This window comes from Sphingobium sp. TomTYG73 (assembly GCF_055394245.1).
In genome coordinates, this window is record NZ_AP027340.1 from 938,561 (window position 1) to 960,070 (window position 21,510).

Consider the following 21,510-nt stretch of genomic DNA (forward strand, 5'->3'; position numbering starts at 1 on the left):
ATGGATTTCAACTATACAGCCGAGCAGGACGCTCTGCGGGACAGCGTCCGGCGCTTCGTCGAACGGGAATATGACTGGGAAAAGCGGTTCGCCGTCATCCGATCGGCGGACGGAGCCGCGCCGGATCATTGGGGAGCCTTCGCTGGACTGGGCTGGCTTGGCGCGGGACTGACGGAAGAGGCGGGCGGTTTTGGCGGCGGCGTAACAGAAAATGCGCTGATAGCCGAGGAACTGGGGCGCGGTCTGGTGACCGAACCCTTTGTCGGCCATGTCCTCGCCACCCAATTGCTGGCGACCATTGGATCGGACAGGGCGAGCGCCATGCTCGCGGACCTGATCATGGGCGAGAAGCGCGCCGCTGTCGCCTTGCAGGAGCCTCAAGGGCGTGGCGACTGGCGGATTGTCGAAACGCGCGCGGAAGGTTCGGGGTCGTCGCGGCTCCTCACCGGGGTCAAATCTCTGGTCGAGGGCGCGAACCACGCAGACTGGCTCCTCGTGACCGCTCGGCATGACGATCGGGTCGGCATTTATCTGGTTAAACAGGGTCAGGCTGGTGTCGATCTGCGCCCTTATCGTACCCTGGACAATCGGCGGGTCTGCGACATCCATCTGGAGGGTGCGTCGGCCGAATTGCTCATGGAGGGCGCTGAGGCCGAACGTGCCGTCGCGCTGGCCGTTGATCATGCCATCCTTGCCGTTTGCGGCGAAGCGCTGGGCATCATGGACGCTGCACTCTGGGCGACGCGTGACTATCTCAAGGTCCGCAAGCAGTTCGGCACGACCATCGGCAATTTCCAGGCTCTTCAGCATCGCATGGCAGACATGCTGATAGAGGTGGAGATGACGCGCTCCGCGCTGTTCAATGCGCTGGGAGCGATGGAAGAAGAAGAGGCGATCAGGACCGCCGCCGTGTCAGCGGCCAAGGTTCAGGCGTCAACCGGAGGGCTGTTCGTGGGCCAGCAGGCGATCCAGCTTCACGGCGGGATCGGCGTGACCGAGGAGCTGAATATCAGCCACCATTATCGCCGCATCTTCGTCATCGCGCGGCAGTTTGGCGACGCCGATATGCATCTTGCTCGCTTCGCTCAAGCGACGGACGAGGTAGAAGGTCGTTAGGATTGGGCGACATCGCGAAACAGGGCAACGTCCTGATTCCCCGCTTCACGCAGCGTAACAAGGCCCATTTCTTCGATCAGCCATTCCCCGTCTGCTAGCCTGAAGCAATAGGAGAGCAGGCCCCAAAGCTCATGAAGCGGCGGCGTCAACTCTTCGCAGCTGGCCCAGCCGTAGCGTTTTGCCCGCAGGGTCGCATGTTCGGCCGTCACGGAAACGATCGGGTTGAGCAACATGTGGCAGGACGTCTTGGCGGGAGGATTGAGTGAAGCGATCCCTGCCACCAATTCGTCCACAGGCACGACCGCAGCCTCATCGCCTACCAGAACCCCTATCCTCACAATGACCATGGGCGTGAAACTGCGTCTTACGCGCCGCCAATCTTTGGCATCAACGGCTTCATCGAGCGCATATGCGGCTTTCAATACCGCTTCGATAGGGCTGGGATAGGTCATGGCGCGCTAACCGACATGCGCGCGCCCCAGCGGATCGCCCGCCGGATGACTTCCATGTAGACAGGATTGTCCCACGGTCCCACCTGCGGCTCGATCTCGGCGATAAAGGGTTGCATGTCATATCGTCCGCAGCTGTGGCCCGGCGCCAGGAACAGCGCTTCGCCCGCGCCGTGACGATGCAGCACCGCTTGCGGACGCGGCACATCCTCCAACCATGGCCCCTTCACATAACCGGGCGCGTCGCCGGTATAGCGAGACTCGAGCAATATCTCGCTCTCGCCACGCAACTCCAGAATATAGGGTTCGTCCACCACTTCGAACGGTGGCAGGCCCGCTACGATCGGGTGGTCGGATACGGGGCGCACGGTAAAGGGCTGGGGCGCGAGGTGGGAGAGAAAGCGGCAGCCCAGCAGATCCATATAGGCCGGATGCCGGTCTGGCGTGTCCGTAAGACCGGGCAGTTTGATGCCGCCAATCTCCACCTCTGGGCCGGAAAACTCGATATAGGCCGCGCTGCCATGGACGGCGAGCCATCTTCCGCCGCGCGCCAGGAATTGTTCCAGTTCTGACAGGGCTTCGCCTTCTGGGAAGATGTTCGTGGTGTAGGTCACCAGAAAATCAGCGGTCCTCAGCGCGTCCAGATCATGAAAATCGTTGGTGCATGTCGTCCTGATGCGCTCATGCTCCCCCAACCGCTCCAGCAAGCGGCGGCGCACCATGTCGAAATCATGAAAGTTTCCACCAATTACGAGCAACGCTCGCACGATGCCGCTTGCCGGTTCATCCTTCATTGCTTTTCCCTTGCCATCGCTTCAGTTCCAGTTCGCCTGACCGCCATCCACCGGGATCGTCGCGCCGGTGATGTAGGCGGCATCTTCGCTCGCGAGGAAAAGGACAGCGCGTCCGATATCGGCTTGGGGGTCACCGATCCGCCGCATGGGGATGGTGGACAGATAGGCGTCCGGTCCCTCCGGCTTGGCGTCAAGCCAGGCGAGCATGGCGGGCGACCCGGCAAGAGGCGCGATGTTGTTGACGCGGATGCCGTCTGGTCCCCATTCGGATGCCGCCGCCCGCGTGATCGCGCCGATCGCCTGTTTTGCGGCCGAATAAGCGGCGGTCCCGCTCGTGTCCCAGTTGACGGCGGTGGAAGAGACGATGTTGATGATCGCCCCGCCGCCCTGCCGCTTCATATGGGGGTGAACCGCCTTCATCATGCGGAACGCCGCGAACGGTCCGCTCTCGAAGGTCAGCAAAAGCCCCTCATCATCGATGTCGAGCAGCGGCGCCAGCACCGCCTGCTGTGCATTGTTGACCAGAATATCGATGCCGCCATGACGATCGGCGGCATAGGCGACGAGAACCTCTATGTCCGCCGCGTTCCTCACATCGGCGGGTGGAGCCACGTCCGCCTCGCCTCCCGCAGCCGCTATTTCGGCTTGCACGGCGTCCAGCTTGGCCTTTGTGCGGCCAGCCAATATCACAAGTGCTCCGCCAGCCGCCAAAGCCAGCGCGATACCGCGCCCCACGCCCTGCCCCGCTCCAGTGACGAGCGCAATCTTGCCCATGATGTTCATATGACTGACCTTTCTCTGCCCCCGTCAATATTGCGCAGACTGCCCGCCATCGATCGGGATGACGGCGCCGTTCACGAAGGATGAGTCGGCGGACAGCAGGAAGGCGACGACCGACGCGACCTCCTCTGCGGTGCCCATGCGGCGCATCGGATTATGCGCGACGAACTGCGCGGCGGCTTCCTGCCAGTCATCGGGATTTATCTGGCGCAGCGATGCTTCGACCAATGGCGTCAGAATAGCGCCCGGAGCAACCGCGTTGATGCCGAGGCCCATCGCGCCATATTCCAGCGCTGCGTTGCGGGTCAGGCCCACGATCGCATGCTTGCTGGCGGTGTAACCGGCCTGCCGCCCCGAGCCGCGAATACCCAGCGCGGAGGCGGTATTGACGATCCGGCCATGCCCCTGCCCCGCCATCACTTTCAGCACATGTTTCAGGCCCAGCAGGACACCTTTGGTATTGACCGCCATGATGCGATCGAAAAATTCGGCATCGACATCCTCGGTCGCCACCTGCCGGTCTTCGATGCCCGCATTGTTAAAGAAACCGTCGATCGTGCCGAAGCGGGCCACGGTCTTTTCCACATAGGTGCGCACCTGATCTTCCTGCGACACATCAGCTTGCACCAGGAGAATTTCTGCCTCCGGACAAAGCTCCTGGACGGCGCCGTTCGTTTCTTCCAGACCCTTGGCGTTCACATCGACCAACGCCAACCGCGCACCATCCTGCGCACAGCGGATTGCTGCCGCCCGGCCAAGGCCAGAACCCGCGCCCGTGATGATGATGACCTTCCGTTCCAACCTTACCATTGCCGCCTCTCCCACCGGGCCTTCCCCTGTCTGCTGAACATTGCCGCAGCCGCCGATACACGACATATGTCATTTTTATTCCTGTGACACCGCCCTTGATGCTGACAGATGTTGCATAAACGATCTAAAGCATATAGTACGCATACGGATTAGATGCGTAAAGAGGCAAGGACGGGCTAGGCGTACGCGACGCTCTTTCGGCCACCGCGCACAAACATATTTCCTAGGTAAGCAAGGAAGAGGGCATGAGTTTTCTAGAAGGCAGAGTGGCGATCGTTACGGGCGGCGGGCGTGGTGTCGGCCGCACCTATGCGCTCAAGCTTGCACAGCATGGGGCGAAGGTCGTGGTCAACGATCTGGGCGGCGACGCAGCGGGCAGCGGCGGCGAGGATCTGACCCCCGCGCAAGAGGTCGTCAACGAGATCAAGGCTCTGGGCGGCGAGGCCATCGTCAATGGCGGTGACGTTTCCAACTGGGACAATGCCCGGGAGATGGTCAGCCAGGCCGTCGAAACCTTCGGCCGCCTCGACATCCTCATCAACAATGCGGGCATCCTGCGCGACCGCATGCTGGTCAACATGACCGAAGAGGAATGGGACATCGTGGTCAAGGTGCACCTGAAGGGCACCTTCGCACCGACGCACCACGCCGCCAATTACTGGCGCACGGAAAGCAAGGCGGGGCGCCAGCCGGACGCTCGTGTCATCAACACGACGTCGCACTCGGCCCTGTTCGCCAACATCGGGCAGGCAAACTATGCCGCAGCCAAGGGCGGCATTGCGAGCTTCAGCCAGGTCGCCGCACGCGAATTGCAGCGGATCGGCGTCACCGTAAATGCTATCGCGCCGCGTGCCGAAACGCGCATGACGGCGGGGTTGCGCGAATGGACGCCCGAGCAGCTGGAACGCCGCGACCCCGAATGGATTGCGGGATTCGTCGCCTGGCTCGCCAGCGCCGAGGCAAGCAAGGTCAGTGGCCGCGTCTTCGAAGTCTGGGGTTACGGCATCACCGTCGCCGAAAGCTGGCAGCATGGTCCGAGCTGCGAAGCGTCGAAGGACCCGACCGTGCTCGGCGAACGCGTCTCCAAGATTTTGAAATTCGCGCGTTCGAACGCCGGGATCAACCCGGGCGAATGGCTCGACCCCTGATAGCAGGGTGACGGCGGCGGGCCGTCGAATGTCCGCCGCCTCTTTGGATGGGTAAGCTCGCAGGAATATCGCAATGTCTCTGGACGCTTTGTTTGAACCGCTGACGATCGGGTCGCTGGACATTCCCAACCGGGTGGTCATGGCGCCCCTGACCCGTGCCCGTGCGGACGACCGGCACGTGCCCACCCCGCTTCAAGGCGAATATTATGCGCAGCGGGCGGATGCAGGCCTCATCATTTCGGAGGCGACTGCGGTCGATCCGCTTGGCATGGGCTGGTATCGCGCTCCGGGCATTTGGTCCGACGAGATGACGACAGGCTGGCAAGCGGTCACGGAGCGTGTCCATGCGGCGGGCGGGCGCATCTATTGCCAGCTTTGGCACATGGGCCGACTGGTGCTGCCGGATTATATCGGGGGGCAGCAGCCGATTGCTCCATCGCCCATTGCCGGCGAAGGTGAAACGATGGCTCCGCCTCCTGAAGACTATCAGGGCGGTTTCCTGCCGATGAAGGCCTATGTAGTACCGCGCGAAATGACGCAGGCGGATATCGGTCAGCTTGTCGCCGCCTATGGTCGGGGAGCAAGAAACGCAAAGCGCGCGGGCTTCGATGGCGTCGAAATCCACGGCGCCAACGGCTATGTCATCGACCAGTTCCTGCAATCGAAAAGCAACCATCGGCAGGATGGCTATGGCGGCAGTGTGGAAAACCGCGTCAGGCTGTTGCGTGAGGTGATCGATGCGGTGACGGCAGAGGTCGACCCCGCCCGAGTGGGCCTTCGCGTCAGCCCTACCAGCGAGCGCAAGGGCATGGGCGATGCGGACCCGGGCGCTTTGACTGAGGCGATCGGCCGCATCGCGCAGCAGAGCGGGCTTGCCTATATTCACCTGATCGAGCCCATCGCCTCGGGCTTCATGGAAAAGCCCGATTACCCGGTCATCGAACGGTTGCGCGCCGTCTTTTCAGGAACAATCATTCAGAATGGCAGCTTCGACGGCCCCGCTGCGGGCGACGCCATTGCCAAGGGCAAGGCGGACGCCATTTCCTTTGGCCGTCCCTACATTGCCAATCCCGACCTCGTCGCCCGGATAAGGCGCAGCCTTCCGCTTGCGGAGGCGAATTTCGACTATGCCTATGTCGGAGAGGAACGAGGTTACACGGATTATCCTGCTTTCAGTGCTTCGGGATGCTCCGTCTGAGAGACAAATATCATGGCGATGGACGCGGACGTCGTTCATTCGCCACCATGCTAAATTGATCATCTTCGGCGTCACGGTAGCGCCGCCCAAGGAGAAAATATCATGTCGACTGAAATCCTGCTGCCCAAGCTCGGCTTTTCGATGAATGAAGGGCTGCTGTCCGAATGGCTCGTGGCCGATGGTGGGGCAGTAACGGCCGGAGAGCCGCTATTCGCTCTGGAAAGCGACAAGTCCACGCAGGAAGTGGAAGCACCTGCATCGGGCACGCTGAAGATTTTCAAGGAAATCGGGGAAACCTATCCCGTGGGCACCGTGCTGGGCGAGATTATCTGACGAATTATTGATAAGAACTGTCATCTCTGGAGAGGCGGCGCAAAGCCGAAAATCATATGAAACGCACCGATAAGGTCATCATCACCTGCGCCGTCACGGGGTCGATCCATACGCCGAGCATGAGCCCCCATCTGCCGATCACTGCTGACCAGATCGCCGCTGAGGCGATCGCGGCGGCAGAGGCAGGAGCCGCGATGGTTCATCTGCACGCCCGCAATCCCGAAACCGGGCAGCCATCACAAGATCCCGAACTCTTCCGGCAGTTCCTCCCGCGGATCAAGCAGTCCACAGACGCCATCGTCAACATCACCACCGGCGGAGGTCTGGGCATGAGTCTGGCTGACCGGCTGGCGCCCGCGAAGATGTTCAAGCCCGAAGTTTGTTCGATGAACATGGGATCGGTGAATTTCAACATTTCCGGGGCCGGAGCCAAGATTTCGGATTGGCAATATGATTGGGAACTGCCCTATCTGGAAATGACCAAAGACTTTATCCTGTCGAACACCTTTGCCCAGATCGAGCAGGCGATGACGCAATTGTCGGACCAGGGCACGCGGTTCGAGTTCGAATGCTATGACGTCGCGCATCTTTACAATCTTGCCCATTTCGTCGACCGCAAGATGGTGGAGCCGCCCTTCTTCATTCAGGGCGTGTTCGGCATATTGGGCGGCATTGGCCCCGATCCTGAAAATGTCATGCACATGAAGACGACGGCGGACAGGCTGTTCGGCGAGGACTTCATCTTTTCCGCGCTTGCCGCAGGAAAGCACCAGATGCGGCTCGTCACCTTGTCCGCGCTGTTGGGTGGATCAGTGCGCGTCGGTCTGGAAGACAGCCTCTATGCGGGCAGGGGCAAGCTGGCGACGTCCAACGCCGAACAGGTGGCGAAAATCCGCCGCGTGCTGGAAGAACTCAGCCTGACCGTGGCCACGGCGGACGAAGCCCGCGCCCTGATGCAGACAAAGGGTGGAGACGATGTCGCATTCTGACGGCGAAGCGATTGGCGGGCTGCTGAAGCAGGGCCTGGCGCTCGCGGAAGGGCCGCCGCTCGACGATAGCGGCCTCATCCTGCCGTCCGATTATCCCAATGTCGCTGCCGCCGTTTCGCCGGACAAATTGGCCATCCTATTCGGCGATCATAGCTGGACTTATGCCCAGCTGGATCGGGGCTGCGATGCGGTGGTCACATTGCTCGGCGAGCATGGCGTCGGACAGGGTGGCCGCGTCGCTTATCTCGGCAAGAATAACGACCTTTTCTTCCTCATCTTGATCGGGGCCATTCGTGCTGGCGCCGTTCTCGTGCCAATCAACTGGCGCAATACGGCTCCGGAAACGGCCTATGTGCTGGAGGATAGCGAGGTCAGCCTCGTCATTGCAGATAGCGAGTTCCTTCCGCTGCTCAAGGAAGCGGACACGCGAGGCCTTCCGACGCTGGTCGTGGATGAAGAGGGGCCGCAAGGTCTGCGCAGCCGGATCGCAGCGGCACAGCCAACGCCTCGCAAGCCACTGGACCCGCACGCGCCCTGCCTTCAGCTTTATACCAGCGGCACTACGGGGCGTCCCAAGGGCGTCGTCACATCCCAATATGCGTTCGGCATCCACCGCCATGTCGAAAATGTGTCGGGCTATTTCGCCGACTGGGGCGATGACGAGGTTTTGCTGTCCCCCCTCCCCACCTTTCACATCGGCGGGATGTCATGGGTATGCACAGCCTTGGTGCGCGGTGCGACCGTCCACATCATCGCGGACACCGCGCCCGCAACTATATTGGATGCTTGCCTGGAATTTGGCGTTACCCGCACCTTCATCGTGCCGACGCTGGTGCGTGGGCTGATAGCGGAGATGGACGCGCGCAATGTGCGCGTGCCGACGCTGCGCGGCATCCACTATGGCGCCGCGTCGATGGACCCCGGTCTGCTCGAACGATCGGTCGATCGCTTCTCCTGCCACTTCCTGCAATATTACGGCATGACCGAAAACACCGGGACGATGTCAATCCTTGGGCCGCAAGAGCATGACATCCGTCGCCCGCATCTGCTCCGGTCGGTGGGGCGGCCTTTGCCCGGTTTCAGCGTTGCGATCCGCGATCCGCAGGGCCAACTCCTGCCCGTGGACCAGCCAGGGGAAATCTGGGTGAAATCGCCCAGCCTGCTGATCGAATATTGGAACAATCCGAAGGCAACGTCGGAAGCGTTGATCGACGGCTGGTATCGATCGGGCGACGGGGGAAGGCTGGACAAGGACGGTTATCTGTTCCTGACCGACCGGATCAAGGACATGATCGTGTCGGGCGGGGAGAATGTCTATCCGGCCGAGGTTGAGGCCGTGTTGCGCGATCATCCGGCCGTGATGGACTGCGCCGTGTTCGGATTGCCCCATCCCAAATGGGGCGAAGGCGTGACGGCGGCGGTAGAAGTTCGTCCGGGTCATGAACTCGATACGGAAGAGCTCATCGCCTTCGCGCGGCAGTCGCTGGCCGCCTACAAGATTCCGCGCCGGATCGAACTAGGCGTTGCACTACCCCGCACAGCGTCGGGGAAGGTCCAGCGCGGGCTGATCCGCAAGCAATTCCTGAGCGGGGAATAAGCCGGGCGTCGGCGCGCACGGAGATATATCCGTGCGCGCCGCTCCTGCCCTTTATGCTTCGCTCACCTGCGCCGAGCAGCGGTCAAGTACCACCACATCTCTTTCAGCAGCCACCGCGCGGAAACGCAGCTGGCCGCCGCCCTGCTCATAAAATTCGAAGCGGATCGTCTCGCCCGGCATGACCGGCTTGCTGAAGCGGACGAACATGCCCTTGAAGCGCGCCACGTCATTGTCGCAATAATGCGCCAGCACCGCGCGATTGGCCAAGCCCTTGGTGCACAGGCCATGCAGGATCGGCCGGTCGAACCCCGCCTTTCGTGCAATCGCTGGCTCCGCATGCAACGGATTCCAGTCCCCGCTCAAACGATAGATCAGGGCCTGTCCCGGACGGGTAGCAATTTCCACCACCGCGTCGGGCTTTCCTTCGGGCACCGGGTCCGCCGCCGGGATGGCATTGCCGAAACCGCCCTCCCCGCCATTGCCGCGCATGAACAGTGTCGATCGCACGGTCGCCAGATGATCCCCCGTGGCCGTATCATACAGCGCCTTTTCCTGATGGAGCAGCGCGCCGCGCCCTTCACCTTTGTCCTCGACCCCCGCCACGCGATATTCGCCCCTTATGGTGCCCGTCGGGGGCAGTGGCTTGTGCATCGTCAGATGCTGCTCAGCGTGCAGAATTTTCACCCAGTCGATGCCGAATTCCGGCCGTTGCGCCCAGAAGCCGGGATGGCAGAGGATGTTCGCAAAGCAGGGCAAGGAACGCAGGTCTTTTTCATAGACGAAGGGCAACTCTGCCTCATCAACCGGGTCCAGACCATAGCCCAGCCCCAGCGCATGGAGGATCGTGTCGCGTTTGTCATAGGATTGGACGATGGGCTCAATCGTCAGGTTCCTGATCTTCTCAATGTCCAAGCGTCATTCCTCCAATGGCGTTTCAAGACCACTCAACAGCCCAGTGGCGTTATATGGTGCGTTATAGTACCATACGCATTATATCTGATTTGACAACCTTTGGCACGGGGATATAGATTGCAGGGATACGAGTTATTGACGCCTGACATGGAGCTTGCGTGCCGGACTTCATTCCTCCGTTCAGCACCCGCCTGACGAACCGGCAGGTCATCCTTGCGCGCCGACCGGCGGCCAGCCCCGTCGCTGTCGATTTCGCCCGGAAAGACGTCAGCATTGCATCGCCCGAAGAGGGCCAGTTTCTGGTGCGCAACCTCTATCTTGCGGCAGACCCCGTGCAACGCGGTTGGGCGGCCAACGAAACCCTCACGCCACTGGGTCAGCCAATGCGCGCCCTTGCGGTCGGCGTGGTCGTGGAAAGCCGCGATGATGGCATCCGATCAGGCGATGCGGTCTACGGCTTTTTCGGTTGGCAGGATTACAAGGTCGCGACACGCGGCGACCTGTTGTCACACATCCCCCATCCGCGCGCACCGCTTTCCGCCTATGCCGGGGTGCTTGGCATGCCCGGCGTGACGGCATGGCTCGCCTTGCAAGACATCGCTCCACCCTATGAGGGCGCGGCCATGCTTGTCTCGACGGCGGCGGGCACAGTGGGCAGTGTCGTGGGCCAGATCGGTCAGCGCGCGGGCGCGTTCGTCGTCGGGCTCACCGGCAGCGATGAGAAGGTGGAAAGTTGCGTTCGCGACTATGGCTATGACGTCGCCTATAATTACAAGTCCGTCGATCTGGCGGCCACCCTTGCCGAGGCTCGCCCCGGCGGCTTCAACATCTATTTCGACAATACCGGAGGCCCGATCCTGGACACGGCGATCCGCGCCATGGCCAGGCACGGACGGATCGTGCATTGCGGCACCGCCGCCACGCCCAGTTGGAATCCTCCGCCGACCGGCCTTCGAAACGAGCGCGAGATATTGATGCGCGCGCTTCGTTGCGGCGGGTTCGTTATCTTCGATCATGTCGCCCGCTTTCCCGAAGCCGTGGAAAAGCTGAGCGACATGGTGCTGAACGGCGACCTGAAGTTTCACGACCATGTTGAACCCGGTATCGACCGGGTCAGTGGAGCCCTGGAGGCGCTTTTTGCGGATAGCAACGCGCCCAAGACGCTGGTCTATATTGGCGAGGACTAGCGAGCTTCTGGAACTGCGCTTGCGTTCAGTCGCGCCGCCACTCACCTATCGCAGGCCGCACCGGCTGAACGACGAAATCGCCCGTGAACACGCCTTCCTTCGTGAAGGGGTCGCCCGTGAGCAGCGCGCGGACTGCGGCCTCATTTTCGGCCTCCAAAAGGAAGGAACTGCCTTGGGGACTTGAGTCCGGCTTGTCTCCATCCAGCATCGCGCCAGCGACTTTCACCGCAGCCCCCTGTTCCAGCCAATAATCCAGATGGCGCTGCCGATGCTCCAGCCGAAGGGGTAGAGCGCCCGGCTTGTCGGCGGCCAGAACGATGAAAAACATGAGCTCCCAGCCTTCCCGTCGCTGATTTTTAGTCTTCGCCCTCGATCAGGCTCGAACCACCCTGCTCTCGCAGGACATCCTTCAAATTCTGCTTCACCTGCAACAGCACTTCCTCGCACACTCCCCTGTCGGCGTCCGACACGCCTTCCAGGATACGGCGGTTCATCGTCGCGGCCAGTTCGATCATGAGGCCGATCACATCGAACCCCTTTTCCGTAATGAACACGCGCTTGGCCCGGCGATCATTGGCATCTGCCCGGCGTTCGACATGGCCCGACGCTTCAAGCCGATCTATCAAACCGCCGACAGTCACCTTGCCCACTTCCATCAGCCGGGCGAGATCGACCTGCATCATCCCGTCATTGCCTGCTCGCGACAAGGTGCTCAGCACCGACCATTGCGACCGGGTGATCCCGTAAGGCCGCATCAGCAAGTCCATCACGGTGCGCCGGATACGCGATACGTCATGAACCAGATAGCCGAACGTGAACTGTTTCGCTGAAGGCCGTTTCGGCGTCTTCTTTTTCGGTGCGGCAGCTTTCAGCGTGTTCGTCATTCTCACCATCCAGTTAAAGGCAATTCAGTGCATCAGCTTCACCTGATGCTCTATAATTCGCCCCACTATTGCAATAGCGTATGATAGCGAACCCGATGATCAGCAGGCGTATGATGTCTCATGACCTCTCTATGCTGACCAACCATGATCTGGCAACCGCCTTCATTTGCCGAACAGGTCGCGGCCGATGATCTGCTTCATGACCTCCGCCGCGCCGCCCGCGATGCGGACGATGCGGGCGTCGATATAGGCTCGCGCGATCGGATATTCGGTCATATAGCCATAGCCGCCGAAAAATTGCAGACATTGGTCCACGACCTTCACATGCAGGTTGGTGACCACCAGCTTCACCTTCGCCGCTTCGACGCCCGTCAACTCTCCCGCAAGGAAGCGCTTGATGCACCAATCGGTAAAGGTCCGCGCCGACAGGATTTCGGCCGACAGTTCGGCGAGCACGAATTGGGTGTTCTGGAAATCAGCCAGGGTCTGACCGAACATCTTGCGTTCGGCGGTATAGGCGACCGTCCATTCCAGCGCAGCTTCCGCCACGCAGATGCTACGCACCGCCTGCGTCAGCCTTTCCTGCGCCAGCTTGCCCATCATGATCCCGAAGCCGCCGCCCTCGCGGCCCAGAAGCCTCCAGGATTCCGCGCGCGCGTCCTCCAGGAAAATTTCCGACGTATCCTGTGCTTTGAGGCCGATTTTCTCAAGATTGCGGCCACGCTTGAAGCCCTGCTGATGCGTGTCGATCGCGATCAGGCTGACGCCCTTGGCGCCCGCCGCCGGATCGGTCTTGCACGCGCAGACCATGATGTCGGCCAGCTGCCCGTTGGAAATATAGACCTTTTGCCCATTCAGCACATAATCATCGCCCTCACGCACGGCGCGGGTGCGGACTTCCTTGACGTCTGAACCAGCGCCCGGCTCGGTCAATCCAAGCGCGCCGATATACTCGCCCGCGACCATGCGGGGCAGGACCTCGCGCTTCAGCTCCTCGGTGCCTGCCGTCAGGATATAGGGCGCGACCATTTCCGAATGCACCATGAAACCGGGGCCGGTGATCCCCTTCTTCGCCAGTTCCTCGATAACGACGACATTGTAGAGCCAATCCGCGCCGAAGCCGCCATATTCCTCGGGAATGTTGGGGCAAAGGATGCCTACCTCGCCTGCCCGCTTCCAAACCTCGCGGGGGACGACCTCATCCTTTTCCCACTGATGATGATTGGGAACCAGTTCCTCATCCACGAACCGTGCGACCGTTTCGCGAAACTGTTCATGCTCGGCGGAAAAGATGCCGCGCCCGCCTTCGCTGCTGTGCTGCACGTCAACCACGGCGCGCCTCATGCATTGCCAATGTTCTTTCCGCCTGTTTCAGGTGAGGGATGTCCAACATCTTGCCGTCGAGTCCCAAGGTTCCGGCGTCAGGGTTGGCGGCGAACAGGTCGACCACCCGCCGGGCGAAATCCACCTCGTCGGCGGAGGGCGAGAAGCTTTCGTTGATGATGTCCACCTGCGCGGGATGTATCGCCACGCGGCCGGAAAAACCCTCCGCCCGCGCGGCCTTGCATGAGGCGCGCAGACCTTCGGAATCGCGAAAATCGACGTAGAGCGTGTCCACCGCTTCGCCGCCCGCAGCGTGCGCGCCGAGCAGACAGAGCGAACGCACCATCTTGTACGTGTGCGTCCATTCACCGTTCGCGTCGGTGTTGCCGCTCGCGCCGATCGCTGAACTCAGATCCTCCGCGCCCCATGTCAGCCCATATAGCCGGTCCAGACCCGCCGCCGCATAATCGCCCAGCCGGAAGGGGGAGGCTGCGGTTTCGGTCGCCACCGGCAGGATGCGGATCGAACCCTGTTCGACCCCGGATGTGGCTTCCAGCGCGCTCAGATAATGGCTGACCTGCGCCACATCCTCCGGCCCGTTGACCTTGGGCAGCATGATCCCATCGGGCGCGACAGGCACGATCGCGGCGAGGTCTTCCAGAGTCCAGGGCGTGTCCAGCGGATTGACGCGCACCCACAATTGAGACTTCCGTCCAGCGCGCGGACGTTCCTTGATAAAGGCCGGAACCATCTCCCGCGCTACTGGCTTGCGCGCGACGGCGACGGCATCTTCCAGGTCCAGGATGAAGGCATCGGCAGCGACGCCATCGACCTTGCCCAGCTTCTTCTCGCTGTCGCCGGGGATGAAGAGGAAGGAACGGATCGGCAACGTCATGACGCGGGCCTCTTCATCTGGAGGCCGGACCGCTTGCACGACGCCACCAGTTCATCTTTCTGATTATAGGCTTTGTGAAAGAATGTGACGATCCCAGCTTCGGGTCGCGACCTTGACTCGCGCAGGTCGATGACCTCGCTCGTGACGTGGATGGTGTCGCCATGGAACAGCGGGTTCGGGAAGCGCACCTCGTCCCAGCCAAGGTTCGCGACCGCAGTACCCAGCGTCGTGTCCCCGACCGAAATGCCCACCATCAGGCCCAGCGTAAAGGCCGAATTGACCAGACGCTGCCCGAAGGGCGTGCCCTTCATATATTCCTCATCCAGGTGAAGCAGCGCCGGATTATGGGTCATGCAGGAAAACAGAACATTGTCTGTTTCGGTGATGGTGCGCCGAATGGGATGGTTAAAGACCATGCCGACTTCAAGCTCGTCAAACCAGACTCCAGGCATCACGCAAGTCCCAGGATAGAGATGGCGGCGATGCCCTGATAGGGAACACCGCCCAGATTGTGCGTCAGTCCGATGGACGGGTTCGACAATTGCCGCTCCCCTGCCCGGCCCAGCAACTGGCTGTAGACCTCATAGGCCATGCGCAGACCCGAAGCGCCGATCGGGTGCCCGAAACATTTGAGACCGCCGTCGATCTGGCAGGGCATCGCCCCATCACGGTCGTAGCGCCCGTCCAATATGTCGAAAACCGCCCGGCCATCGTCGGAAAAGCCAAGGTCTTCCATCGTCACCAGTTCGGTGATGGAGAAACAGTCATGCACTTCGCTGAGGTTCACCTGGCGCTTGGGATCGGTGATCCCTGCTTCCTTATACGCCCGCGCCGCCGCGTTGCGGGTGGTGGCGACATAGCTGCCGTCCCACTCATTGGTCTGGGTCTCGCGGCCGGAACTGGTCGACAATTGCAATGCCTTGATCGTCACCAGGTCCGTCTTGCCCAGAGCCCGCGCGATTTCCGGCGTGGTCACAATCGCGCAGGCCGACCCGTCCGACACGCCCGAACAGTCAAACAGGCCCAGCGGATCGGAGATCATCGGCGCGTTCATGATGGTTTCCATCGGCACCGCCTTCTGGAAATGCGCCTTTGGACTGTGAACGCCGTTCTGGTGGCTCTTCCAAGACACATGGCTGATGGCGCGCTTCAAGTCCTCCTTGGTCGTGCCGTATTTCGCCCGGTAATAGGGCGCGAGCTGAGCAAAGCCGGCTGGTGCGGAGCCCATCGGCATCCACAGGTCGTTGAAGGTCCCTTTGAAGGCAGGAGGCAGGCCGCCAAAGCCCGTGTCCTTCAGCTTTTCCGACCCGATCGCCAGCGCGATATCCACCGCGCCCGACGCCACAGCATAAGCGGCTCCGCGCAGCGCTTCGGTTCCGGTCGCGCACATATTTTCGACGCGGCTCACGGGAATGCCTTCAAGCCGCAGCGCCATCGCGGCGGGAATGGAGCTGTTACCGACATTGACGCTATCGCCCCAGCATCCGAACCATGCCGCCTCGATCTGGTTGCGCTCGATCCCCGCGTCGGCTAGCGCTTCCTCAAACGCCTCCTTCATCAGGTCGGGCGACCCCATGTCCCATCGTTCGCCGAATTTCGAGCAGCCCATCCCCAGAAGGGCCACCTTATCCTTGATACCCGTCGCCATGTCGCGAACTCCTCAGGCCGCGCTCAGCGGCGTCGATTTCCAGAAGTAGCGGTTATATCCCCGCTGGCGGTCCTTCTCCTTGATGCGGAAGACCATGCGAACCTGATCGCCCGTGTCGATCCCGTCATGGCCGATATCCACCATCTCCATCAGGACGCGCGCGCCATTGTCGAACTTCACGAAGCCGACCCACAACGGTGGTGAAGGATGATAGGACAACCAATCAGCGGTCGATGTCAGGACTTCCGCAGTCTTGTTCCGCAAGGGAACATCAGTGAACTGCTCCCCCGGCGCATGACATTGCACGCAATATTGCATCTGGGGGAACTGAACCGCGCCGCAATTGCCGCACTTACCGGCATTGAAACCTTCGAGTTGGGCGGCGGAGCGATACTGCTCGGTCAGAGCCGTCTTGGCGCTCTTCTCCGAACGCATGCCCCATTCATTGTCGATCCCGCCGTAGAATGACAGCATCCGCAGATAGCTGTCCGTCCGCAAGGCATCCGCGATGGAACCCGCAACGCCCCGCGCCGGGCGGACTGACGCGATGGCCTCTGTCGCCTGGAATATAAGGACATCGGCGCCCTGACCGAAACCGACCAGCAAAATCCGGTCGCCCGGCTGCGCCTTTTCCAGCGTCGCCGAGAACATCAGCAGCGCATGGGCCGCGCCAGCATAACCTACGCCGTCGTCCAACGCCCCGGCTACAGCGCCTCCAAACTTCAGCGCCTTGGCCACCATGTCCGCCGCACCCTTCAGATAGGAGGGCATAACGAAATGCTGAATGTCGCCGATGGAGAGTTGCGCCTGATCCAGCGCCGCCCTGACAGCTTGGGGCACGATCTTCGCATAGCCTTCGTCGCGGACCCACCGTTCTTCCCAGCCATAGTCGCTCTGGGCGTTCGCCGACCGGAAATGATCGACGAAAACTTCGGTGAGAGACGCTGATCCGATTAACCGCGCCACCACGTCATGATCGGAAATCACAAAGGCGGCCGCGCCTGCGCCAAAGCTCATTTCCTGCGCGCTGGCGGGTTTCGCGAAGGGATTGTCGGATGCGACCACAAGCGTCGCTTCCGCGCCCTTGAGCGCCTGTAGCAAGGCGGATGTTCCTGCCCGCTGTGAGCCAGCCGCATCCGACGTAGCGACACTCGCCGGGGCACCGATCGCCCGCGCCATGATCGCCGCATTCTGAAGGTCGGCATAAGGCAGGCTGGTCGATGCCAGCCGTACGGCCTTTACGTTATCAAGACTGCTGTCAGCCAAGGCATCGCGGGCAGCTTCTACGCCCATAGTTATGGCGTCCTCATCCCAGCTGGTGAACGCCCTGCTGCCTTTCGCCTGCCCACGCAGGCCAGGCGCCATCCAACCATGCGCTTCCGCTATCATGGAACGATCCAGCCGAAGCCGGGGAACATAAGCGCCGTAGCGCGAAATGCCGAGTTGAGTCATTCACCTCACCTGCTCAAGGACGCGGCACCCTGCCGCCTGCCGTCGCTCACCGTGACGGCCATATTCAGCCGAAGACTCATTTAGTTCGCTAGATTACGTTACGCAAGGGTCTTATTCGATACAGTCGGCTTTACGACCGGATATTCGTGTTATATATGACCGTATGCTTGCATACTTATGGAGGGATGCATGAAGATCCTTGTGCCCGTGAAGCGGGTCATTGACTATAATGTGAAGCCGCGTGTGAAGGCGGATGGGACGGGCGTTGATCTGGCGAACGTCAAGATGAGCATGAATCCGTTCGACGAGATCGCGGTTGAGGAAGCCATCCGCCTGAAGGAAAAGGGCGTGGCGACCGAGGTCGTGGCGGTGTCGATCGGCGTTGCGAAGGCGCAAGAGACGCTGCGTACAGCGCTTGCCATGGGCGCGGATCGCGCGATCCTGATCCAGACGGATGACGAAGTCGAACCGCTGGGCGTCGCCAAGCTGCTCGCCAAGGTGCAGGAAGAGGAAGGCGCTGGCCTGATCATCCTGGGCAAGCAGGCGATCGATGATGACAGCAACCAGACCGGCCAGATGCTCGCCGCGCTCTTGAACCTGCCGCAGGGCACCTTCGCATCGAAGGTCGAGGTTGAGGGCGACAAGGTCAGCGTGACCCGCGAAGTCGATGGCGGCCTGGAGACGGTGAAGCTCAACGTCCCTGCGATCGTCACCACCGACCTGCGTCTCAATGAGCCGCGCTATGCTTCGCTGCCCAACATCATGAAGGCGAAGAGCAAGCCCCTCGCGGCCAAGACGCCTGCTGACTATGGCGTGGACATCAGCGCCCGTCTGGAGACGCTGAAGGTCACCGAGCCTGCCAAGCGTTCGGCTGGCGTCAAGGTGGCCGATGTCGATGAACTGGTCGCGAAGCTGAAAGCTTTGGGCGTCGCCGCCTGACCATCATTCCAAGCCCGTTCGGGCTGAGCCAGTCGAAGCCTGCTTCCTTCTTTGAAGAGAAGAAAGACCCTTCGACAGGCTCAGGGCGAACGGGGATAGAGGATCGAGATTATGAAGACTCTGGTATGGGTTGAACATGAGGGCGGCGCCGTGAAGGACGCGACCCTTTCCGCCGTCACCGCTGCTGCGAAGCTGGGTGAAGTGCATCTGCTGGTCGCTGGCGCTGGCGTCGGTGGCGTGGGTGAAGCTGCTGCGAAGATCGCTGGCGTGGGCAAGGTCCATGTCGCCGATGACGCGGCTTTCGGTCACGCGCTGGCAGAGAATGTCGCGCCGCTGGTCGTTGAACTGATGGGCAGCCATGACGCCTTCGTCGCGCCTGCCACCAGCAACGGCAAGAATATCGCGCCGCGCGTCGCGGCTCTGCTGGACGTGATGCAGATCAGCGACATCCTGTCGGTCGAGAGCGAGGATACGTTCACGCGCCCGATCTATGCGGGCAATGCCATCGCGACGGTCAAGTCGAAGGATGCGAAGAAGGTCATCACTGTTCGTGGTACCGCTTTTGAGAAGGCGGATCGTGAGGGCGGTTCCGGCGCGGTGGAAGCCGTTGCTTCGACCGGCGACAAGGGTCTGTCGAGCTTTGTCGGTGCTGAGATCGCCAAGCAGGAGCGTCCGGAGCTGACTTCCGCCAAGATCATCGTGTCGGGTGGCCGGGCGCTGAAGGACGGGCCGACGTTCGAGGAAGTCATCTATCCGCTGGCCGACAAGCTGGGCGCGGCGGTGGGTGCTTCGCGTGCGGCCGTCGATGCGGGCTATGTGCCGAATGACTATCAGGTTGGGCAGACCGGCAAGATCGTCGCACCGGAAGTCTATATCGCGGTTGGTATTTCTGGCGCGATCCAGCATCTGGCAGGCATGAAGGACAGCAAGACCATCATCGCCATCAACAAGGACGAGGATGCGCCGATCTTCCAGGTCGCCGACATCGGTCTGGTGGGCGACCTGTTCAAGGTTGTGCCGGAGTTGAACCAGAAGCTTTGAAGCTTCCTTTTTTCAACACGCCAATGAGCCCTCGATCCTGTGACGAGGGCTCATTGCAACGCTGCCGCCGATTTCAGCGCAGGACAAGGATCAAAGCGGCTTCGCGCCTTTAGCTTTGCCCCTCAAATTCCTCCACCATCGCCTGACGGATCAGATACTTCTGCACCTTTCCTGTCACCGTTGTCGGAAACGCGTCAACGATCCGTATGAACCGGGGTATTTTATAGTGGGATATCTGGTTCACACAAAATGCCCTGACCTCATCTTCGGCCAGTTTTTCGTCGGCGCGCAATGTTATCCACGCACAGACTTCCTCCCCCATATGATCGTCCGGCACGCCCACGACGGAGACATCCTCGACGGCGGGGTGCATCCGCAGAAAATCCTCGATCTCACGGGGATATATATTCTCCCCCCCACGAATGATCATGTCCTTTATCCGGCCGACGATGCTCCCATAGCCAGCGTCGTCCAGGACGGCCAGATCGCCGCTGTGCATCCATCCGTCTGAATCAACGGCTGCCGCCGTTTGTACGGGATCGTTCCAATATCCCATCATGACGGAATAGCCTCTCGTACATAATTCTCCCGGCGTCCCGCGCGGGACGATCGCGCCGTCGGCATCGACGATCTTGCATTCGAGGTGCGGTTGGACCTGGCCGATGGTGGTGGTTCGACGCTCAATCGAATCTCCGGGCACGGTCTGGAAACTGACAGGACTGGTCTCCGTCATCCCATAGGCGATCGTCACATTTCGCATATTGAGGCGATCCACAACGTCCCGCATCAATGGCTCCGGACAGAGCGCCCCGGCCATGCACCCGGTGCGCAAAGAGGACGTATCGGTCGCATCCGTCTCGAGCCGCGCCAGGACCGCAATGAACATCGTCGGAACGCCATATAGGGCGGTACAGCGTTCCTCCGCGACCGTACGCAGCACCGCCGCAGGATCGAACGCGCTCGACGGATAGATCATGGCCGATCCATGCGTGATGGCGGCAAGGTTGCCCATGACCATCCCGAAACAATGGTACAGCGGCACAGGTATGCAAATGCGGTCGCCGGGGGTCAGGCCCATGGCGCTGCCGACAAAATAGCCATTGTTAAGGATGCCACGATGGCTGAGCGTAGCGCCCTTCGGCAAACCTGTAGTGCCGCTGGTGAACTGAATGTTCACCGCGTCCTCCGCCCGAATTTGCGGCTCGATTGAACGCAGATGATCCAGAGACGGAGCCGACGATAGCAGGTCGTCAAACCGCAGCCAGCCCGGACGCGGCTGTTTACTGATAAGGATGGCCGCTTTGAGCGTCGGCAGCCGCTTTGCTTCCAATTGCCCCGGTACGCAGCCGGGCAGCTCCGGAGCCAGCGTCTCGATCATATCGGCATAGGCACTGGTCTTGAACCGTTCGGCTGCCACCAATGCCCGCAGACCGACATTGTTGATCGTATATTCGACTTCCGACAATCGATAGGCGGGGTTTATCGTTACCAGGATCAAACCGGCTCGGGCGGCTGCGAACTGCGTCAAGGTCCACTCCGCGCAGTTAGGCGACCAGATGCCGATACGATCCCCAGGCTGCAAGCCGAGTTTCAAGAGACCGGCAGCCAGCTTATCGGCAAGAGCAAGTAGATCGTCATAGGTCCAGCGGATATTCTGTTCCGCCGAAACCAACGCATCGCGATCACCCCACCGCGCGGCAGCGTCCGCCAGAGCCTGTCCTATCGTCAAATCCAGCAGCGGGGGATCCATTCTACCCCGGACGTAGCTGAGAGCGTTCACTTTCCACATCCCCTCAGGGCCACTGGCATACTCCTCTCGAATATTGGCTGCGGTTCCGCAGCGACAAATTGCATAAGCACCTGATTGTCGCGGACAGCGTCGCCTCTGCAAGTATGCTACTGTTAGGCACTTGCCTGTGAACCGCCTCACCTTTCCGTTGCTTTGCGACTAAAGTCAGGCAATGTTCCTGAGCCGGGCAAGGATCGATAACCCGACAAATGACGGAGAGGCAACG

Annotated in this window: 22 protein-coding genes; 9 read left to right on the top strand and 13 right to left on the bottom strand. The window is 61.1% G+C overall.

Annotated elements, in window-relative coordinates; all coding sequences use genetic code 11:
- Nucleotides 1-1,116 (top strand): acyl-CoA dehydrogenase family protein, encoded by a 1,116-nt coding sequence (locus tag ACZ5TH_RS17015; protein ID WP_464795415.1) that lies wholly within the window; start codon nt 1-3, stop codon nt 1,114-1,116.
- Here the strand turns inward: ACZ5TH_RS17015 and ACZ5TH_RS17020 are convergent.
- The 4 genes from ACZ5TH_RS17020 to ACZ5TH_RS17035 are packed head-to-tail and all read right to left on the bottom strand — an operon-like array spanning nt 1,113 to nt 3,949.
- On the bottom strand, nt 1,113-1,568 hold the full coding sequence (locus tag ACZ5TH_RS17020) for a nuclear transport factor 2 family protein (protein WP_464795416.1): 456 nt from the start codon (nt 1,566-1,568) through the stop codon (nt 1,113-1,115). The genes ACZ5TH_RS17015 and ACZ5TH_RS17020 overlap by 4 nt on opposite strands.
- Nucleotides 1,565-2,359: a ThuA domain-containing protein gene (locus ACZ5TH_RS17025; protein WP_464795417.1), complete on the bottom strand. Its 795-nt coding sequence runs from the start codon at nt 2,357-2,359 to the stop codon at nt 1,565-1,567. Before ACZ5TH_RS17025 ends, ACZ5TH_RS17020 begins: the two co-directional genes overlap by 4 nt.
- Before the next feature lie 21 nt (nt 2,360-2,380).
- Nucleotides 2,381-3,142 (bottom strand): SDR family NAD(P)-dependent oxidoreductase, encoded by a 762-nt coding sequence (locus ACZ5TH_RS17030; RefSeq protein ID WP_464795418.1) that lies wholly within the window; start codon nt 3,140-3,142, stop codon nt 2,381-2,383.
- Between the two features lie 24 nt (nt 3,143-3,166).
- Nucleotides 3,167-3,949, bottom strand: a complete 783-nt coding sequence (locus ACZ5TH_RS17035; protein ID WP_464795758.1) for a glucose 1-dehydrogenase — start codon at nt 3,947-3,949, stop codon at nt 3,167-3,169.
- Between the two features lie 245 nt (nt 3,950-4,194).
- Between ACZ5TH_RS17035 and ACZ5TH_RS17040 the strand changes: the two genes are divergently transcribed.
- The 5 genes from ACZ5TH_RS17040 to ACZ5TH_RS17060 all read left to right on the top strand — a co-directional run bounded on the left by ACZ5TH_RS17040 (nt 4,195) and on the right by ACZ5TH_RS17060 (nt 9,214).
- Entirely contained in the window at nt 4,195-5,097 is a 903-nt protein-coding gene (locus ACZ5TH_RS17040; protein ID WP_464795419.1) for an SDR family NAD(P)-dependent oxidoreductase, read from the top strand.
- 79 nt (nt 5,098-5,176) lie between these two features.
- Nucleotides 5,177-6,295, top strand: coding sequence for an alkene reductase (locus ACZ5TH_RS17045; protein ID WP_464795759.1), 1,119 nt, complete (start codon nt 5,177-5,179; stop codon nt 6,293-6,295).
- A 102-nt stretch (nt 6,296-6,397) separates the two neighbouring features.
- Entirely contained in the window at nt 6,398-6,628 is a 231-nt protein-coding gene (locus tag ACZ5TH_RS17050; protein ID WP_196227089.1) for a biotin/lipoyl-containing protein, read from the top strand.
- Between the two features lie 56 nt (nt 6,629-6,684).
- A complete protein-coding gene (gene kce, locus ACZ5TH_RS17055; protein WP_464795420.1) occupies nt 6,685-7,617 on the top strand; it encodes a 3,5-dioxohexanoate:acetyl-CoA acetone transferase in 933 nt (310 codons plus the stop codon).
- The gene (locus tag ACZ5TH_RS17060; RefSeq protein ID WP_464795421.1) at nt 7,604-9,214 is read left to right on the top strand and encodes a class I adenylate-forming enzyme family protein; all 1,611 of its coding nucleotides are present in this window, start codon (nt 7,604-7,606) and stop codon (nt 9,212-9,214) included. Before kce ends, ACZ5TH_RS17060 begins: the two co-directional genes overlap by 14 nt.
- A 51-nt stretch (nt 9,215-9,265) precedes the next feature.
- On the opposite strand, the gene ACZ5TH_RS17065 is transcribed toward ACZ5TH_RS17060, so the two are convergent.
- Nucleotides 9,266-10,126 (bottom strand): MaoC/PaaZ C-terminal domain-containing protein, encoded by an 861-nt coding sequence (locus ACZ5TH_RS17065; protein WP_464795422.1) that lies wholly within the window; start codon nt 10,124-10,126, stop codon nt 9,266-9,268.
- Between the two features lie 158 nt (nt 10,127-10,284).
- Here ACZ5TH_RS17065 and ACZ5TH_RS17070 point away from each other — a divergent pair, with 158 nt between their 5' ends.
- Nucleotides 10,285-11,313, top strand: coding sequence for a zinc-binding dehydrogenase (locus ACZ5TH_RS17070; protein WP_464795423.1), 1,029 nt, complete (start codon nt 10,285-10,287; stop codon nt 11,311-11,313).
- A 25-nt stretch (nt 11,314-11,338) separates the two neighbouring features.
- Here ACZ5TH_RS17070 and ACZ5TH_RS17075 read toward each other — a convergent pair whose 3' ends face one another.
- The 7 genes from ACZ5TH_RS17075 to ACZ5TH_RS17105 all read right to left on the bottom strand — a co-directional run bounded on the left by ACZ5TH_RS17075 (nt 11,339) and on the right by ACZ5TH_RS17105 (nt 17,515).
- Nucleotides 11,339-11,641, bottom strand: coding sequence for a YciI family protein (locus tag ACZ5TH_RS17075; protein WP_464795424.1), 303 nt, complete (start codon nt 11,639-11,641; stop codon nt 11,339-11,341).
- A gap of 28 nt (nt 11,642-11,669) precedes the next feature.
- Entirely contained in the window at nt 11,670-12,197 is a 528-nt protein-coding gene (locus ACZ5TH_RS17080) for a MarR family winged helix-turn-helix transcriptional regulator (protein WP_449468879.1), read from the bottom strand.
- Between the two features lie 162 nt (nt 12,198-12,359).
- A complete protein-coding gene (locus ACZ5TH_RS17085) occupies nt 12,360-13,529 on the bottom strand; it encodes an acyl-CoA dehydrogenase family protein (RefSeq protein WP_464795425.1) in 1,170 nt (389 codons plus the stop codon).
- On the bottom strand, nt 13,522-14,415 hold the full coding sequence (locus ACZ5TH_RS17090) for an HpcH/HpaI aldolase/citrate lyase family protein (RefSeq protein WP_464795426.1): 894 nt from the start codon (nt 14,413-14,415) through the stop codon (nt 13,522-13,524). The genes ACZ5TH_RS17085 and ACZ5TH_RS17090 overlap by 8 nt, the downstream gene beginning before the upstream one ends.
- Entirely contained in the window at nt 14,412-14,867 is a 456-nt protein-coding gene (locus ACZ5TH_RS17095; protein WP_464795427.1) for a MaoC family dehydratase, read from the bottom strand. Before ACZ5TH_RS17095 ends, ACZ5TH_RS17090 begins: the two co-directional genes overlap by 4 nt.
- Entirely contained in the window at nt 14,867-16,063 is a 1,197-nt protein-coding gene (locus ACZ5TH_RS17100) for an acetyl-CoA acetyltransferase (protein WP_464795428.1), read from the bottom strand. The genes ACZ5TH_RS17095 and ACZ5TH_RS17100 overlap by 1 nt, the downstream gene beginning before the upstream one ends.
- A 12-nt stretch (nt 16,064-16,075) precedes the next feature.
- Nucleotides 16,076-17,515, bottom strand: coding sequence for a 3-oxoacyl-[acyl-carrier-protein] synthase III C-terminal domain-containing protein (locus ACZ5TH_RS17105; RefSeq protein WP_464795429.1), 1,440 nt, complete (start codon nt 17,513-17,515; stop codon nt 16,076-16,078).
- A 189-nt stretch (nt 17,516-17,704) separates the two neighbouring features.
- On the opposite strand from ACZ5TH_RS17105, the gene ACZ5TH_RS17110 reads away from it, so the two are divergent.
- Nucleotides 17,705-18,454: an electron transfer flavoprotein subunit beta/FixA family protein gene (locus tag ACZ5TH_RS17110; RefSeq protein WP_464795430.1), complete on the top strand. Its 750-nt coding sequence runs from the start codon at nt 17,705-17,707 to the stop codon at nt 18,452-18,454.
- A 111-nt stretch (nt 18,455-18,565) separates the two neighbouring features.
- Nucleotides 18,566-19,495: an electron transfer flavoprotein subunit alpha/FixB family protein gene (locus tag ACZ5TH_RS17115; RefSeq protein WP_464795431.1), complete on the top strand. Its 930-nt coding sequence runs from the start codon at nt 18,566-18,568 to the stop codon at nt 19,493-19,495.
- A 109-nt stretch (nt 19,496-19,604) separates the two neighbouring features.
- Here ACZ5TH_RS17115 and ACZ5TH_RS17120 read toward each other — a convergent pair whose 3' ends face one another.
- Nucleotides 19,605-21,245: an AMP-binding protein gene (locus ACZ5TH_RS17120; RefSeq protein WP_464795432.1), complete on the bottom strand. Its 1,641-nt coding sequence runs from the start codon at nt 21,243-21,245 to the stop codon at nt 19,605-19,607.
- Nucleotides 21,246-21,510 lie beyond the last annotated feature (265 nt).